We start from the raw sequence: 16,262 nt of genomic DNA, 5'->3' as shown, positions 1-16,262 counted from the left end.
GAGACGCACCCATAGCTCAGCTGGATAGAGCGCTGCCCTCCGAAGGCAGAGGTCTGAGGTTCGAATCCTCATGGGTGCGCCAGATTTTCCCTTGTTTGCGAGCGTGTTCCCCTGCGATGGTCGGGCGGGTTTGGCCTGTGAAGGGGACGCGATGATACGCGCGCATCTGGCGAGTTTTCCGCCGCGAGCGAATATTTTGGCGGAGACGGTGCGGAGTATTCTGCCGCAGGTGGATCATCTCTTCGTGGCGCTGAATGGCTATGCGGCCGTTCCCGAAGCGCTGACAGGTCCGAAGATCACCGCCGTAATCCCGGAGCGCGATCTCATGGATACCGGCAAATTCGCCTTTCCGCCCGCGCCGGAGGATGTGGTCTTCACCATCGACGACGATATTCTCTACCCGCCCGATTATGTCGAGACCACGCTGGCGCAGGCGCGCGAGATCGGGCTGGAGGAAAATGTCTTTGGCTATCAGGGCCATGCGTGGATTTTCAAGAAAGCGGTTGGCCGTGAAGGCTGGCGGAATTTCATGTTCCGCAAACCGCTCGACAAGGTTTGGGGGGCGACGATCCTTGGCACGGGGACGGTGTGCTGCCTGGGGAAGAACCTCCCGAGCCTTGACGATGTTGCGTGCGCAGGCGGCTTTGTCGATCTCGCCTTCAGCGCCCATCAGATCCGGGCGGGCCGCAAGATGTGGGTGCTGCCGCGCGGCGCGGATCACATTCGGAACAATTTGCCCGAAGCCTTGGAGGAGAGCGCGCTTTTCCGCACCCATGCCCGCTCTGGCCATCCCGAGATCCGGCGCCTGACGCGGTGGATCGTTCAAAACCGGCCAGACAATTCGGGGCTGCATCACCGCGCTTATCTCAAATCGCGGCAAAACACCGCAGGACAAGACGCAAAAAACCTGCGAAAACCCCTATAAAACATAAGAAATCCCGCCCGCGACCCTTCACATTCACGAAAAGGTGTGAAAGGTTTCCCCATCTTTGAATGACAACACCAAGGGGGGACTATGGCGATTGGCATCTGGATTTCGCTTTTTCTCTATTTCGCATTGATGATCGGGATCGGCTTTTACGCCTACCGCAAATCCACATCGAGTTCGGAAGAATATATTCTGGGCGGGCGCAACCTGCCGCCGGCGGTCGCGGCGCTCTCCGCGGGCGCGTCGGACATGTCCGGCTGGCTCCTGCTCGGCCTTCCGGGCGCGCTGTTTGCCGCCGGTCTCGTCGAGGCGTGGATCGGGATCGGGCTTTTCGTCGGCGCGCTTTTCAACTGGATCATCGTCGCGCCGCGCCTGCGCGAGCAGACCGAGCGCTATGATAACAGCCTGACCATCCCCGCCTTTCTCGCCAACCGCTTCCCGAGCAAGGCGATTGCGCTGCGCACCATTTCCGCCGTGATCATCGTGCTGTTCTTCGCGGTCTACACCGCGTCCGGCCTCGTGGCAGGCGGCAAGCTCTTCGAAAGCGCGTTTGGCGATCTGGTGAACCTAAACAGCATGAGCGACTATTCCATCGGCATCTGGCTGACGCTGATCATCGTGCTGACCTACACCGTCATCGGCGGCTTTCTCGCGGTGAGCCTCACGGATTTCGTGCAAGGCGTCATCATGATGCTGGCGCTGATCATCATGCCGGCGATCGTCCTTTTCGGACCGGGCGGCGGCGGCCTTGAGCAGGCCCGCGAAACCCTCGATCCCATCGACGGCAATTTCCTGTCGCTCACCCGCGGGCTGACCTTTATCGGCTTCCTCTCGGCGGTGACTTGGGGGCTCGGCTATTTCGGCCAGCCGCATATCATCGTGCGGTTCATGGCGATCCGTTCAGTGGATGAAGTCAGCACGGCACGCAATATCGGCATGGGCTGGATGGCGGTCTCGCTGGTCGGGGCGATCTCGCTCGGCATCTTTGGCCGGGCCTATGCGGAGCGCAACGGCATCGTGGTCGAGGACGCGGAGACGATCTTTATCGTTCTGGCGAACCTCTTGTTCCATCCGCTCGTGACCGGCTTCCTCTATGCGGCGCTTCTGGCGGCGATCATGAGCACGATCTCCTCGCAGCTTCTGGTCTCCTCCTCCTCGCTGACCGAGGATTTCTACCGCCTGTTCCTGCGCCGCGATGCGAGCGAAGGCGAGACGGTAATGGTCGGCCGGATCTGCGTGCTGCTCGTCGGCGTGGTCGCCGCGCTCATCGCGGGCGACCCGGACAGCCAGGTGCTCGGCCTCGTCGCCAACGCATGGGCCGGTTTCGGCGCGGCCTTCGGACCCCTGATCATCCTGTCGCTGACATGGTCCCGCATGACCGGCTGGGGCGCAGTCTCCGGCCTCGTCGTCGGCGCCGCCACGGTGATCCTCTGGATCTCGCTTGGCTGGAACGGTGAATTCATGGGCGGACCGGGTGTCTACGAGATCATCCCCGGCTTCATCATGGCCTTCGCCGCGATCATTGTCGTGAGTCTGATGACCGAGCCGCAAAACGAGTATCGCCCGCTGACCTCGTAAGGGGGCGGGAAACAAACTGGAAAAGGGCGGGCTTAGTCCCGCCCTTTGCATGTGTGCTTGGCTGATGTATTCCACCCCGGACGACTTTGAACGGATCTTTATGTATCGCCTCCTCACATTTTTCGGGCTTTTTCTTATCTTGACCGGCTGCTTAGGCAGTGAGGTCACTCTGACGATCAAGGATGACGAAAACGCAGTCGTAGAGTTCGCCCTGCCCACGGAGCGAGAAATCTATGACCAGTTAACCGCGACTAGCGGTCTGGGGTTCTGCGAGGGCGGTGAAAGCGACGTTTCGGAAGAGATCGCAATTTGCCGGAGAAACATCAGCATAACAGTTGATGAATTGATCGCCGGTCTCACGGAAGACGAGACGGGTCGCGCGGTTCCGAAAGACCTCATCATCGTTAGGCGTCTTCCCCAGAACGAATTGGAAATTCGGGTAAAGGTTGCTGCGCTCATAGTGCAAGACACGGCAACGGCCGGAACTCATCTCGGCGATGGCACTCCTATCGGTCCAAAAGAGACGCCTTCAGAGCGCTTCGTTGTGCTGAACATCACGGCACCGGACATTATAGAAACAACCGGGACGCTTTCTGAGGATGGAAAACGGCGCAACTGATGATCCCGGTCAGCGCCTTTTTCCTGCCGCCCGAAACGCCGCCGGAAGATTTCGTGACGCGGCTGCGGACCTCGTAAGTTTGAGCCCGCACATTGCGGCGGTGTCGAGGTAAATTTGCGGCACGCCGCATCCGTCGCTTTTCACACGCGGCGGGGTGTGGAAGCCTCGCCCCAAAAGGAGAGCCAAATGACCACACGCGACATTCTCACCGCCTATTTCGACGCCTTTAACGCAGACGACAGTGCCGGGATGCACGCGCTGCTGTCCGAAGACGTGGCGCATCATGTTAACCAGGGCGGCATTCGCAAGGGGCTGGATCAGTTCAAAGCGTTCTCCGCCCATATGGACCGCTGTTACAAGGAGCGGCTGACGGATCTGGTCCTCATGGTCAGCGAGGACGGCACGCGCGGCGCAGCGGAATTCATCGTGAACGGCGAATATCTCGCCACCGATGAGGGGCTGCCCGAGGCGAACGGCCAGACCTACCGCCTGCCCGCCGGCTCGTTTTTCGAGATCGAGAACGAGAAGATCACCCGCGTCACCACCTATTACAATTTGCAGGACTGGATCGCGCAAGTCGGCGGGTAAACGCGGCGCGACGTCATTTTACTGTGGCTTTTCATCTTCTTCGGGATGTGGCAGACGCTCCGGCAAAAGGAGTAACCATGACCCCTGAAGATGTAAAAAACACCGCCTTCGCCATGCCGCTGACGAGCCCGTCCTATCCGCGCGGGCCGTATCGCTTCGTCAATCGCGAATATCTCATCATCTCCTATGAAACCGATATGGACGCGCTGCGCGCCGTCGTGCCGGAGCCGCTGGAGATCATCAATCCGATCGTGAAATACGAGTTCATCCGCATGCCGGACTCGACCGGTTTTGGCAATTACACCGAGAGCGGTCAGGTGATCCCGGTGGCCTTTGAGGGCCGCAAGGGTGCCTATGTTCATTCGATGTATCTCGACGATGACGCGCCGATCAATGGCGGGCGGGAAATCTGGGGCTTTCCGAAAAAGCTCGGCCAGCCGAAGCTGGAATCGCGCAAGGAAACGCTGGTCGGCACGCTGGAAATGGATGGCGAACGGGTCGCGACCGGGACCATGGGGTTCAAGCACAAGGCGCTGGATCTGGATGAGGTGAAAAAATCCATGGAGGAGCCGGGCTTCCTGCTCAAGATCGTCCCCCATGTCGACTGCACCCCGCGGATTTGCGAGCTGGTGCGCTATCATCTGGAGGACATCACCGTGAAGGGCGCATGGACCGGCCCGGCGGCGCTGGAGCTGCATCCCCATGCCCTCGCCCCCTGTGCGCAGCTTCCGGTGAAGCGTGTTTTGGGCGCGAGCCACATCCTGAGCGATCTGACGCTCGGGCTCGGCGAGGTCGTTCACGACTATATGGCCCCTTGAATTTGGGGGCCAGCGGGCCTAAATTCATCCTGTTCCTTCGGGGACTATGGACATAAACGCGCATGGAATAAGCGGATCGGACCCGGGGGCGGTACCCGGCGGCTCCACCAAAATCCTTCGTTTGGGGATCATGGGGCCGAAATAGGATCGACGGACGTCTAAAGATGTAGCTTTGTTTCGGTGAGACACCACCGTTATCGGTTCACAAAAGCTAGTTGCAAACGACAACAATGCTCCGGTGGCTGTTGCTGCGTAAGCGGTAACGAAACCGAAATCTAAGCCCTTGACCTTTGCAGGTTAAGGCGGGGTTCGCAGGCACCTGGCAACAGAAGCCTGCATTTTCATGTCCGCTCCATTTTCGTTTCTTCCTTTTGAAAGCTTCGCTAGGCTCAGGCGCATGACCCATGCGTTTTTCGAGCAGCTTGGCTGCACCCTGCCGATCATTCAGGCCCCGATGGCGGGCTCGGATGGGATTGAACTTGCCGTCGCGGTCTCCGAAGCGGGCGCGCTCGGCAGTCTCGGCCTCGGGGCAAAAAAGCCGGACGGGGTGCGCGAGACCTTGGCGGCGGTTTCGGAGAGGACCACCCGGCCGGTCAATGTTAACTTTTTCTGTCACGAGAATGAGGCGGAGGACCCGGCGGCCAATGCCCGCTGGCTCGCCTATCTCGCGCCGCATTTCGCCGCGCTTGACGCCACGCCGCCGGAGACGCTCCATCGTATTTATGAGAGTTTTCGGGGGCATGAAGTGCTGACCGAGATTGTTTTGTCCGCGCGGCCCAAAGTGGTGAGCTTTCATTTCGGCCTGCCGGAAGACGGGCAAATCGCCGCGCTGAAAGATACGGGCTGCGTGCTCCTCGGCAGTGCGATTTCGCTTGAGGACGCGCAAAAAAACGAGGCCGCCGGGATGGATGCGCTTGTTTTGCAAGGCTTCGAGGCGGGTGGCCATCGCGGCATCCGCGACCAACATGGCCCGGATGCGCAGCTCTCGACTCGCGCGCTTCTGGAGGCGGTCCGCCCGCACACGCGGCGCCCGCTCATCGTGGCGGGCGGAATCATGGACGGCAAAGACATCCGCGCGATGCTGGAGGCCGGGGCGGATGGTGTGCAAATGGGCACGGCGTTTCTGGCCTGCGACGAGTCGCCCGCGCCTGCGGCCCATAAGGCGGCGCTCCAAACCGCGCCCGGCACCACCATGACCGCCGGGATCTCGGGCCGTCCGGCGCGCTGCCTCGACAATGCCTTTACCGCGCTGGCGAGCGATGAGACCGCGCCGCCGCTCGCCCCCTACCCTTACGCCTATGATGCGGGCAAGGCGCTCCACGCTGCCGCGCTGGCACAGGAAAACACCGGCTATGGTGCCTTCTGGGCCGGAACCGCACACCGTCGCGCCCGCCAGAGCCGCGCCGCCGATCTTGTGCAAGCCCTTGCCGAAGAAATGCAATAGCCACACTTTTTTAACGATCCGGCGAGATTTTCGTCTTACAGAACAGATGAGAATCCCCTAGGGTGCTTCCCCATGGACGGTATCGATTACGGACGACGAATGCATGATGCGCTGCGCGATCTGGTGCGCAGTGTGCTCGGCGATGTCGCGGAAAACGGGCTTCCCGGGAAGCACCATTTCTTCATTACCTTTGATTCTGCGCATCCGGGCGTCGATATGGCCCCATGGCTGCTCGAACGCTATCCCAGCGAGATGACCATCGTCATGCAGGACTGGTTCGAGAATCTCGCCGTGATGGAGGACCGGTTCACCGTCACGCTGAATTTCGGCAACAATCCCGAGCCCTTGGTGATCCCCTTCGATGCGATCCGCACCTTTGTCGACCCTTCGGTGGAGTTCGGCCTGCGCTTTGATTCTCACGAAGTCGATGAAGATGAGGACGCGCCCGAGGCCCCGATGAGCGAAGATGAAGAGCCCGAAACGCCCGATGATGATGGCGGCGGCGCGGAAATCCTCAGCCTCGATAAATTCCGGAAATAAACCTCACGCCTCGCGCGGGCTTTTCAGCATCTGGCTGAACACGCGCCCTTTGACGAGCCACGCGACGCCGAAGGCAATCAGCGCGATGAACTCGACCCAGAAGGTCGGGTGTTCGACGCTGGTGAGGCCGAGTTTGCTCGCGACATAAAACAGCATCGCCCCGGCCATGAACGCCCCGCACAGCCGGTAAATCGCGTTGCGGATGCGTTTGGCGCGCACCACCTTGCCGCCGATCTTGTCCTCATCGGTGATGCGGGTGAAGCCGAAGGTGCACAGGACGAAAAGCAGCACAAGATAGGCAATCGCCGCCGCTTTATGGATAAAAGCGGGCGCGAAACCCTCGAATTCCAGTTCCGCCGTGACCGGCTCCTCGCAGACCGCCTCCTCGGCGCAATCGGCCGCGGCGTCATAGGCGAAAAACGCCCGCGCCTCCATGCTTTGCGATCCGCTCGCACAGCCCGAGCCGCCCGTCGGCACCAGCGCCACGATGAGCAGCAACAGCCCCGCCACAAAGGCGGCATGGTCGAAAATTCCGGTATCCGAGCGGAACACGATCAACAGCACCCCCGCCACCGCCAGCGCCATCACGAAGATGTCCCCCCAAAGCGCGCGATAGTAAAAATGGCTGATGGAGTCCGAAAAACAGGCGCTCTGCGTGTTCACAAGATAGGCCATGAGCGGGATGCCGATGCAGATCGCCCCCACGGTAGAGATCAGTTTTTGCTGGATTTTCCGGTAATCATCGCTTTTCTGCGGGCGGTCGGGCTGGGCGCGGTGCTCCGCATCCGGGATTACAATGTCACCGATCATCGCCGACCTTTCTCAAGCTGCTCAATTGCCATGGCTGGGCGAGGCTAGTATAGCACGGAAAAGCCATTGGAGGAGAGACGCGATGAGCGCAACCCGCACCGAAACCGACAGTTTTGGCCCGCTTGAGGTTCCCAGTGAAAAATATTGGGGCGCGCAGACGCAGCGCAGCCTGATGAACTTCCCCATCGGGTGGGAAAAGCAGCCCATCGCGATTGTCCGCGCCCTTGGTGTGGTGAAAAAAGCCTGCGCGCAGGCGAACAAGGAAGCCGGGGCGCTCGATGCGAAACTGGCCGATGCGATCATTGAGGCCGCGGGCGAAGTGATCGAGGGCAAGTTCGACGACAATTTCCCGCTGGTCGTTTGGCAGACGGGTTCGGGCACGCAAAGCAACATGAACGCCAATGAGGTCATCGCCAACCGCGCGATCGAGATCCTCGGCGGCGAGATCGGCTCGAAAGACCCGGTGCATCCGAATGACCACTGCAATATGGGGCAATCCTCCAACGACACCTTCCCGACCGCGATGCATATCGCCGTCGCCATGTCGGTCCGCGATGTGCTGCTGCCGGGCTTGAAGACACTGCTCGAAGGTCTTGAGAAAAAATCCGAAGCCTTCAAGGGCATCATCAAGATCGGTCGCACCCACACGCAGGATGCGACGCCGCTGACCTTGGGTCAGGAATTCTCCGGTTATGCGCAGCAGATCCGTCAGGGGATTGCGCGCATCGAAACCGCGATGCCGGGCATTTACGAGCTGGCCCAAGGCGGCACGGCTGTCGGCACCGGGCTCAACACCCGCAAGGGGTGGGGCGAGGATGTGGCCAAGAACATGGCCGAGATCACCGACCTGCCCTTCGTCACCGCGCCGAACAAGTTCGAAGCCCTCGCCGCGCATGACGCCATGGTGTTCCTCTCGGGCGCCATCGCGACGACCGCGGGTGCGTGCTACAAGATCGCCAACGATATCCGTTTCCTCGGCTCCGGCCCGCGCTCAGGTCTGGGCGAGTTGATCCTGCCGGAGAACGAGCCGGGCTCCTCGATCATGCCGGGCAAGGTGAACCCGACCCAGGCCGAGGCGCTGACGCAGGTCGCCGCCCATATCATGGGCAATGATGCCGCGATGAAATTCGCAGGCTCACAAGGCCATTTCGAGCTCAACGTCTATAACCCGATGATGGCCTATAACCTGTTGCAATCCATCCAACTTCTGGGCGATGCGACCGACAGCTTCACCGAGCGGATGCTGAGCGGGATTGAGGCCAACGAGGCCCGGATCGACAAGCTGATGAAAGAAAGCCTGATGCTCGTCACCGCCCTCGCCCCGACCATCGGCTATGACAACGCCACCAAGGTCGCGAAAACGGCGCATAAAAACGGCACCACGCTCAAGGAAGAAGCGGTCAATCTCGGCTTTGTGGACGAGAAAACCTTCGACGAGGTCGTCCGCCCCGAAGACATGATCGGCCCCAAATAACGAGACGCCCCGGCCCAGTGCCGGGGCTTTTTTTATGAGCAAGATCATCAATCTCAGACAGGCGCGGAAGGCGCGCGAGCGGGCGGAAAAGGCCCGCAAAGGCGATGAAAACGCCGCGAAACATGGTGTGTCGCGGGAGGAGCGCGAGTTTCTCGACGCACTCCGCGAGAAAGCGCAGCGCGATCATGAGGGGCATAAGCGTGATGAGTGATTTAGGCCGCCCCCGCAAACATTCCTTAACCCTGCGCGGCCACCGCACCTCGGTCACGCTGGAAGATGCGTTCTGGCGCGCCTTTGTCGAGATTGCCGAGGAAAAGGGCCGCACGATCAATGGATTGGCCGCCGAAATTGACGAGGCGCGCGGTACCAGCGCCGGCCTCGCCTCGGCCATCCGCGTCTATATCCTGCGCCATTATCAGGCGGCACGTTAACCGCGCGGCGTCAGCTTCAGCCAGATTCCGTCCTTCGCCCGCAAGGTGAGATGCGCCACCGGCTGCGGCTTGCGCGCGGTGGCGGTGATCTCGAAACGGCGGATGATCATTGCGAGCGCCAGGATCCCCTCTATCATCGCGAACCCCGCTCCGGGGCAAATGCGCGACCCGGCGGAGAAGGGCATGTAATGATTGCGAATATTCTCGCGGCTCTCCCGGCGGCTCCAGCGGTCCGGGTCGAACAGGTCCGGCGCGTCCCAGAGACGTTGATGGCGCTGGAGGTGGAAGGGTGAGAGGATCGCGAGCGAGCCGGGTTTGATTGCCCGGCCCCGGAAGCGCTCCGTTTGCTTCGTTTCGCGCACCATCATCGGGACGGGCGGATAGAGGCGCAGCGTCTCGCGGAACACGTCGCGGGTGAAGGTCAGGCGCGTGAGGTCGGCGAATTCTGGCGGGCTGCTGCCGAGCGTCGCGTCCACCTCCGCCGCAACGCGCGCCTGCACCTCCGGCGATTCCGCCAGCAAATACAAGGCCCAACCAAGCGCCGAGGCGCTGGTCTCATGCCCCGCCAGAAAGAAGATCGCGACCTGGTCGACCATGTCCTCCGGGGTGAAGCCCTCGCCGGTGTCCGGGTCCGCAAAAGTCATGATCTTGGTAGCGAGATCATCCGGCGCAGTGCCGCTCTCGATCTGGCGCGCGCGCTCCGCTACGAGATCGCTCAGAAGACTGCGGATTGTCGCCGCCGAGGACACCACGGCCTTGCGCCGGAAGCGCGGCACCCATGACGGAAGCCGCATCAACTCCGCGAGGTTCAAAACCGGCTGCGCCCGTTGATAAGTTCGAAAATTCTCAAAGACTTCGCTCGCCGTCTCATGGGTGATCGGGATGGAGAAGAGCGTGCGGAAAATAATGTCCGCGGCCAGATGCGAGGCTTCGAATTCAATCTCAACCTCCCCCGGTTCCAGCCGCGCCAGAGCCGCCTCGACCGCCGCCAGCATAGCCGGGAATGTCGGCTTCAACCGCCCGCCTGCGAAGGCCGGGTCGATGATCCGCCGCTGTTTTTCCCAGAGCGCGCCATTGGTCACAAAGACCGACGCGCCGAGCAGATCGCGCAGGGTTTTCGCGATGATCTCGCTCTTGGGAAACGCCATCGGGCGCGCTTTAAGAATATCGTCCAAGAGCTCGGGATCGTTGATAAAATAGCTATTATAAAACGGCGTTTTCTGCTCCGCCATCCAGGCGCGGTAGAGATGTTCGGGCTGGCTCGCGAAGATGTCTTTGCGGAACCGCAGGAGGCGCCGAAGGGGTGTCGCGAAGCGCGGCCGGGTCGCCGGTTTGGGCGGCCGGAACGCCATCAGAAATCCGTGTAGCGCGAATAGACGTCGCCCACGGTACTGGCCGTTGACTCGCGCCAGCCGAAGCGGGATTTCAGGCTGAGCGGCCCCGCCGTGATCTGGAAATAGTCGTAATCGCGCGGCTGGTCGAAGGCATAAAGATACTGAATATGCTTGCGGAAAAACCGGAAACGGATGCGGCGGCGCGTTTCATCCGAGAGCGTTTCCGTATAGGCGGCGGAGATGATCTTAGGGCCGTAATCTTCCTCCGGCGCGGGCTTGGCCCCGGACACCGCGACCGGATCGCAGAGCGCGAAACAGGCTCCGTCTGAAGGTGCGGACACATCGACCCATGTGAGATTTTCCGTCCGCGCGAGAAAATTAAGATCGCGCCGCAACTCATTGGCATCCGGCAGAAAACTAATCATCGGGATCACTTGGCCGACCGTCAGAAAGGCCAGCTCTTTCTCCGCCGGCACGTCGCGCTCGGTCAAGAGTTTCGCCAGCACCTCCACCGCCAGATGCGCGCCGGAGCTGTGGCCGACCACCAGCACCTCGTCATAATCCTGATCGAGCGCGGCGCTGACGCGGGCAGCGAAATCGGTGATACGGGGGCGCAGTTCCGGCGGCGTGCGGCCATTGAATTGCGCCGAAAAGGCGTAGTCGTGGAGCAGGTAATAGGCAAAAATATGGCGATCATAGCGCCGGAAAATCGGCAAGACGCAGGCAATCGTGGTGCAGACAACCAGCGTGTCGATCCAGCCCGTGAGCCGCCACGCAATGATCTCACCAATGAGCCAGGCGAAATAAAGCTGCAAATTCAGGGCGAAAACCGGGTAGAGCGCCGCGATCATCGGGGCGGGCCGCATTTTGTAAAGCGCGGAGAGGGTGCGGCTGCGCATGTAGATCCAGAGGGTGCGCCACATCAGGATATAGGTCGCGAAGATCGAGCGCTCCATCGAGGCTTGCACGATGTCGTTCCAGATCAGGAACTCGATATCGGCCTCGCTACGCGCGCCGTCATGCACCATTTCGGCGTGCCAGCTGTAATTGGCGCGTTTCGAGGAGGTCGCCTTGACCGTGATGTCATAGCCCGAAATCGCCGCCTGGCGGCCCGCCTGTTTGCGGTAGAGCTCACGGTAACGGCGGGGTGCCATGGGATCGTAACCCGGCAGGTAAAACACCTTGCGACGGCGCACCCGCGGCGCGGCGGTGTCAGGTTGCGGCGCGTCCGTCTCCGTCATCCGATCTTCGCAAGCCCCGGAAATTGCTCCAAAAGCCAGAAGGAGATGGCGGCGAAATTGCCGGTGATGAGCAGGAACCCGACGATCAGCAGCAGCCCGCCCATGAGCTTTTCGATCAGCGGCAGATGTTTGCGGAACCGCGCGGAATGCTCGGTGAAGCGCGGCAGGAAGGCGGCGGCGAGCAGGAAGGGGATGCCGAGCCCGGCGGCATACATGCCCATCAGGACAAGGCCGCGCGCGGCGTCATGTTCTTGGCTGACGAGGATCAGGATGGTGCCGAGCATCGGGCCGATGCAGGGCGTCCAGCCGAAGGCGAAGGCGAGGCCGAGCACGTAAGCGCCGAGCGGCGAGCCGCCCTTGCCGCCGTCGAACCGGGCTTCGCGGTAGAGCAGCGGGATGCGGATCACACCCAGAAAATGCAGGCCAAACAGGATCACCACCGCGCCGGAGAGCTTGGCGACCAGCGCCTGGTTCTCCATCAGCACCGCGCCGAAGAGGAGCGCGCCGAAGCCCAGGATGAGGAATACCGTCGAAAGCCCGGCCACGAAAAACAGCGCTGAGAGCACCGGGCGTTTTTGCGACCCGCTCGCCGCATCGCCGGTCATATAGGCCAGATAGGGCGGCACGATCGGCAAGACGCAGGGCGAGAGGAAGCTCAAGGCTCCCGCCGCTAGCGCGACGATCATGGCGGGCAACAGCCCAGCATCGACAATATCAAATCCAATCATGGAGCGTTCCTAGCAAAAGCCTCAACACTTCGAAATGAATATTCTTCATATCTTCCTAATATCGGCGGGACTCTGGACCACGGCGCTGCGGAGGTCTAGACGATTGTCATGGACACCCACGAGATTGATGCCACCGGCCTGCTCTGCCCCCTGCCCGTTCTGCGCCTCTTGAAGGCGCTCCGCGCGGCCGCGCCCGGCACGCGTGTGACGCTTTTGGCGGATGATCCGGCGGCGCGGGTCGATGTGCCCCATGCCTGCGGCGAACAAAACTGGGTGCTGTTGTCGCAAAGTGACGGCCCGCCTTGGCGTTTTGTGGTGGAGAAACCGTCAGAACCAACGGCGTGACGAGTCGAGATAGGCGGCCGCCTTGCGTTGGTTGCGCCGGAGCATCTGGGCCTCTTCCTCGGGGATGATGTAGCGGTCCATGATCATCACGAAGGCGATGAAGGGCAGGAAGGCGCTCAGACTGCCGAGCCACAGCAGAAACGCGAAATAGAGCATGGTGATCCCGGTATAGATCGGATTGCGCCCGCGTTTGAACGGGCCGCCGATATCGCTCTGGTCCAATCGGCGGTTCACCGCGTAGACCAGCCGGAAATGCGCCATATGACGCAAAGCGGAGTTGAGGAACCACAGCGCCAGCACGGCGAGCGGCCCCCAGATCCAGCGCGTAACGTCAAAGCGCCACAGCGGCAGCACCCCATTTAAAATGACACTGGCCAGCACAGAAAGTGCCAGCCAGATCAATGGATTACTGCGATGCCGCATCGTGCCTCTCGTCCGTTTCCCGACGATCAGGTCCGACGGGTTTTAGCCATTCTTCCGCGCAAGATCGCGCAGAACATAATGAAGTACCCCACCATTCTTAACATATTCCATCTCGACATTGGTGTCGATCCGGCTTTTCAGGGTGATCTCTTTGGTCTCCCCATTGGCGTAAGTGATGGTCGCGGGCACTTCGGCCTGCGGCTTGAACCCGTCTTCGAGGCCGGAGATGCTCACGCTCTCCTCGCCCGTCAGATTGAGGCTCGTGCGCGTGTCGCCGCCGGTGAACTCGAAGGGCAGAACGCCCATGCCGACGAGGTTGGAGCGGTGGATCCGCTCGAAGCTCTCGGCCACCACCGCCTTGACGCCGAGCAGGATCGTACCTTTCGCCGCCCAGTCACGGGACGAGCCGGTGCCGTATTCCTTGCCCGCGATGATGACGAGCGGGGTGCCCGCTTCGACATATTCCATCGCCGCGTCATAGATCGCCTTCTGCTCGCCATCGGGGCCTTTGGTGTAGCCGCCTTCGACCCCGTCCAGCATCTCGTTGCGGATGCGGATATTGGCGAAGGTGCCGCGCATCATGACCTCATGGTTCCCGCGGCGCGACCCGTAGGAGTTGAAGTCACGCGGCTCGACCTGACGCTCGGTGAGATATTCACCGGCGGGCGAGGACGGTTTGAACGAGCCTGCGGGCGAGATGTGGTCGGTCGTGACCGAGTCGCCCAGAAGGGCCAGCATCCGTGCGCCGTCGATGTTTTTGATCTCGCCAGCATCCGGGCCCATGTCCTGGAAGTAAGGCGGGTTCTGCACATAGGTCGAGCCTGCGGGCCAGTCATAGGTCAGGCTGTCCGTCGTCTCGATGGACTGCCATTTCTCGTCGCCCTTGAACACATCGGCGTATTTCTCCTGGAAGCTCTCGCGGGTCACGGTCTTTTCGACCAGATCCGAGATCTCCTGCGCCGTCGGCCAGATGTCTTTCAGGTAGACGTCATTGCCATCCTTGTCGGTGCCAATCACGTCCTCGGCGATGTTGATGTTCATGTCGCCCGCAATCGCATAGGCGACGACCAGCGGCGGCGAGGCGAGATAGTTCGCGCGCACATCCGGGCTGATCCGGCCTTCGAAGTTGCGGTTCCCCGAGAGGACAGACGTCGCGATGATGTCGCCCTCATTGATCGCTTTGGAGATCTGCGGCTCCAGCGGGCCGGAGTTGCCGATACAGGTCGTGCAGCCATAGCCGACGAGGTTGAAGCCGAGCGCGTCGAGATCGTCCTGAAGCTCTGCCGCTTCGAGATAGTCCGACACCACCTGCGAGCCAGGGGCCAGCGAGGTTTTCACCCAAGGCTTGCGCTTGAGGCCAAGTGCGTTCGCTTTGCGCGCCACGAGGCCCGCGCCGATCATCACATAAGGGTTCGAGGTGTTTGTGCAGGAGGTGATCGAGGCGATCACGACCGAGCCGTCATGGAGCGTATAATCCTCGCCCTCGACCTTCACCCGCTTGTGCTTGCCAATATCACCCGGAATGTCATAAGGCTCCGGCGCGCCGCCATCGGCGTTCCAGTCCTCTTCCGCCTCTTCGGATTCGTCCTTCGCCTCGCGCTGACCGTCGATATATTTCGCAAAAGCCGATGCCGCGTCTTTGAGGATGATCCGGTCCTGCGGACGCTTCGGCCCAGAGATTGCCGGCTCCACCGTGTCCATATCCAGCTCCAGCGTGGAGGAATAGACCGGCTCGTAATTCTCATCGCGCCAGAAACCGTTTTCTTTTGCGTAAGCCTCAACCAGCGCAATGCGGTCCTCGTCGCGGCCGGTGTTGCGGAGATATTTGATGGTCTGATCGTCAATCGGGAAGAAGCCGCAGGTCGCGCCATATTCCGGGGCCATGTTGCCGATGGTCGCGCGGTCTGCGACCGGCATGTTCTCCATGCCCTCGCCATAGAACTCGACGAATTTGCCGACCACGCCATGTTCGCGGAGCATTTCCACAACGCGCAGCACGAGGTCGGTCGCGGTGACGCCTTCCTTCAGCTTGCCGGTGATCTTGAAGCCGACCACTTCGGGGATCAGCATCGAGATCGGCTGGCCGAGCATCGCGGCTTCCGCCTCAATGCCGCCCACACCCCAGCCAAGCACCGCGAGGCCGTTGACCATGGTCGTGTGGCTGTCCGTCCCGACGAGCGTGTCCGGGTAAGCCACCATCTCGCCATTCTGGTCCTCATCCATCCAGACGGTCTGCGCCAGATATTCGAGGTTCACCTGGTGGCAGATCCCGGTCCCCGGCGGCACCACGCGGAAGTTTTCAAACGCGCCCTGCCCCCATTTGAGGAACTGGTAGCGCTCGCCATTGCGCTCATATTCGCGGTCCACATTCATCTGGAACGCGCGCGGATTGCCGAACTCGTCGATCATGACCGAGTGGTCGATGACGAGGTCCACCGGGTTCAGCGGGTTGATGAGCTCCGGGTCCGCGCCGAGGCCCTTGATGCCGTCGCGCATCGCGGCAAGGTCCACCACGGCGGGAACGCCGGTGAAATCCTGCATCAGCACGCGGGCCGGACGGTAGGAAATCTCGCGCGGGTTCTTGCCGCCCTTATCCGCCCATTCCGAAAACGCCTTGATGTCGTCCGTTTTCACATCATCGCCATCTTCGAAGCGCAGCATGTTTTCGAGAACGACGCGAAGCGATGCCGGCAGTTTGGAGAAATTCCCCAGCCCGGCCTCTTCCGCCGCCTTGATCGAATAATAGGCGAATGTTTTGCCACCCGCTTCGAGCGTGCGGCGCGTGTTGTTGGAATCATTTCCGACTTTAATGGGCATAGGGGGTCCTCCGGCTAAGGTCTGGCTCCGAGTCTTGTCTTGTATGACCCAGAGGGACTGGATCATCAAGGATCACGCAACGCATACAATTGTATGCCGGAGATTGTCAATGCCGGATGGCGGGAAAATACGAGACGATTTGAC

The 16,262-nt window shown here is 61.1% G+C and carries 17 protein-coding genes, 1 tRNA gene and 1 other RNA gene; 13 read left to right on the top strand and 6 right to left on the bottom strand.

Annotated elements, in window-relative coordinates; translation table 11 throughout:
- Positions 1 to 5: 5 nt before the first annotated feature.
- The 9 genes from ACMA5I_RS11230 to ACMA5I_RS11190 all read left to right on the top strand — a co-directional run bounded on the left by ACMA5I_RS11230 (position 6) and on the right by ACMA5I_RS11190 (position 6,515).
- Positions 6 to 82 (top strand) — tRNA-Arg (locus ACMA5I_RS11230).
- 69 nt (positions 83 to 151) lie between these two features.
- Positions 152 to 925: a hypothetical protein gene (locus ACMA5I_RS11225; RefSeq protein WP_525886362.1), complete on the top strand. Its 774-nt coding sequence runs from the start codon at positions 152 to 154 to the stop codon at positions 923 to 925.
- A gap of 90 nt (positions 926 to 1,015) precedes the next feature.
- Positions 1,016 to 2,506 carry a sodium/proline symporter PutP gene (putP, locus tag ACMA5I_RS11220; protein WP_525886361.1) on the top strand — a complete coding sequence of 497 codons (1,491 nt, stop codon included), beginning with the start codon at positions 1,016 to 1,018 and terminating at the stop codon, positions 2,504 to 2,506.
- 64 nt (positions 2,507 to 2,570) lie between these two features.
- Positions 2,571 to 3,125 (top strand): hypothetical protein, encoded by a 555-nt coding sequence (locus ACMA5I_RS11215; RefSeq protein ID WP_525886360.1) that lies wholly within the window; start codon positions 2,571 to 2,573, stop codon positions 3,123 to 3,125.
- Between the two features lie 186 nt (positions 3,126 to 3,311).
- The gene (locus ACMA5I_RS11210) at positions 3,312 to 3,713 is read left to right on the top strand and encodes a ketosteroid isomerase-related protein (protein ID WP_525886359.1); all 402 of its coding nucleotides are present in this window, start codon (positions 3,312 to 3,314) and stop codon (positions 3,711 to 3,713) included.
- Between the two features lie 77 nt (positions 3,714 to 3,790).
- The gene (locus ACMA5I_RS11205; RefSeq protein ID WP_525886358.1) at positions 3,791 to 4,531 is read left to right on the top strand and encodes an acetoacetate decarboxylase family protein; all 741 of its coding nucleotides are present in this window, start codon (positions 3,791 to 3,793) and stop codon (positions 4,529 to 4,531) included.
- Positions 4,524 to 4,871: a transfer-messenger RNA gene (gene ssrA / locus ACMA5I_RS11200) on the top strand. Before ACMA5I_RS11205 ends, ssrA begins: the two co-directional genes overlap by 8 nt.
- Positions 4,872 to 4,928: 57 nt before the next feature.
- Positions 4,929 to 5,975, top strand: a complete 1,047-nt coding sequence (locus tag ACMA5I_RS11195; RefSeq protein ID WP_525886357.1) for an NAD(P)H-dependent flavin oxidoreductase — start codon at positions 4,929 to 4,931, stop codon at positions 5,973 to 5,975.
- 72 nt (positions 5,976 to 6,047) lie between these two features.
- Positions 6,048 to 6,515: an SspB family protein gene (locus tag ACMA5I_RS11190; RefSeq protein ID WP_525886356.1), complete on the top strand. Its 468-nt coding sequence runs from the start codon at positions 6,048 to 6,050 to the stop codon at positions 6,513 to 6,515.
- A 3-nt stretch (positions 6,516 to 6,518) separates the two neighbouring features.
- Here the strand turns inward: ACMA5I_RS11190 and ACMA5I_RS11185 are convergent, their stop codons facing one another.
- Positions 6,519 to 7,325, bottom strand: a complete 807-nt coding sequence (locus tag ACMA5I_RS11185) for a hypothetical protein (RefSeq protein ID WP_525886355.1) — start codon at positions 7,323 to 7,325, stop codon at positions 6,519 to 6,521.
- A gap of 82 nt (positions 7,326 to 7,407) precedes the next feature.
- Here ACMA5I_RS11185 and fumC point away from each other — a divergent pair, with 82 nt between their 5' ends.
- From fumC to ACMA5I_RS11170, 3 genes are read left to right on the top strand one after another with little or no spacing between them, the layout of a single operon-like run.
- Complete coding sequence (gene fumC, locus ACMA5I_RS11180; protein ID WP_525886354.1) at positions 7,408 to 8,799, top strand: class II fumarate hydratase; 1,392 nt, start codon at positions 7,408 to 7,410, stop codon at positions 8,797 to 8,799.
- A gap of 34 nt (positions 8,800 to 8,833) precedes the next feature.
- Entirely contained in the window at positions 8,834 to 9,010 is a 177-nt protein-coding gene (locus ACMA5I_RS11175) for a DUF4169 family protein (RefSeq protein WP_525886353.1), read from the top strand.
- A complete protein-coding gene (locus ACMA5I_RS11170) occupies positions 9,003 to 9,230 on the top strand; it encodes a ribbon-helix-helix domain-containing protein (RefSeq protein ID WP_525886352.1) in 228 nt (75 codons plus the stop codon). Before ACMA5I_RS11175 ends, ACMA5I_RS11170 begins: the two co-directional genes overlap by 8 nt.
- Here the strand turns inward: ACMA5I_RS11170 and ACMA5I_RS11165 are convergent.
- From ACMA5I_RS11165 to ACMA5I_RS11155, 3 genes are read right to left on the bottom strand one after another with little or no spacing between them, the layout of a single operon-like run.
- On the bottom strand, positions 9,227 to 10,582 hold the full coding sequence (locus ACMA5I_RS11165; RefSeq protein WP_525886351.1) for a cytochrome P450: 1,356 nt from the start codon (positions 10,580 to 10,582) through the stop codon (positions 9,227 to 9,229). The two genes, ACMA5I_RS11170 and ACMA5I_RS11165, sit on opposite strands and share 4 nt — an antisense overlap.
- Positions 10,582 to 11,805 (bottom strand): hypothetical protein, encoded by a 1,224-nt coding sequence (locus ACMA5I_RS11160; protein ID WP_525886350.1) that lies wholly within the window; start codon positions 11,803 to 11,805, stop codon positions 10,582 to 10,584. The genes ACMA5I_RS11165 and ACMA5I_RS11160 overlap by 1 nt, the downstream gene beginning before the upstream one ends.
- On the bottom strand, positions 11,802 to 12,533 hold the full coding sequence (locus ACMA5I_RS11155) for a cytochrome c biogenesis CcdA family protein (protein WP_525886349.1): 732 nt from the start codon (positions 12,531 to 12,533) through the stop codon (positions 11,802 to 11,804). Before ACMA5I_RS11155 ends, ACMA5I_RS11160 begins: the two co-directional genes overlap by 4 nt.
- A 108-nt stretch (positions 12,534 to 12,641) precedes the next feature.
- Here ACMA5I_RS11155 and ACMA5I_RS11150 point away from each other — a divergent pair, with 108 nt between their 5' ends.
- A complete protein-coding gene (locus tag ACMA5I_RS11150; protein ID WP_525886348.1) occupies positions 12,642 to 12,878 on the top strand; it encodes a sulfurtransferase TusA family protein in 237 nt (78 codons plus the stop codon).
- Here the strand turns inward: ACMA5I_RS11150 and ACMA5I_RS11145 are convergent.
- Both ACMA5I_RS11145 and acnA read right to left on the bottom strand, forming a co-directional pair.
- Positions 12,861 to 13,301 carry a methyltransferase family protein gene (locus ACMA5I_RS11145; protein WP_525886347.1) on the bottom strand — a complete coding sequence of 147 codons (441 nt, stop codon included), beginning with the start codon at positions 13,299 to 13,301 and terminating at the stop codon, positions 12,861 to 12,863. The two genes, ACMA5I_RS11150 and ACMA5I_RS11145, sit on opposite strands and share 18 nt — an antisense overlap.
- A 42-nt stretch (positions 13,302 to 13,343) precedes the next feature.
- Complete coding sequence (gene acnA / locus ACMA5I_RS11140) at positions 13,344 to 16,118, bottom strand: aconitate hydratase AcnA (RefSeq protein WP_525886346.1); 2,775 nt, start codon at positions 16,116 to 16,118, stop codon at positions 13,344 to 13,346.
- Positions 16,119 to 16,262 lie beyond the last annotated feature (144 nt).

The organism is Jujubicoccus corallicola, from assembly GCF_047345645.1.
Classification (GTDB): domain Bacteria; phylum Pseudomonadota; class Alphaproteobacteria; order Rhodobacterales; family Rhodobacteraceae; genus JBLEFH01.
This window is presented reverse-complemented; position numbering and strand designations above follow the sequence as displayed.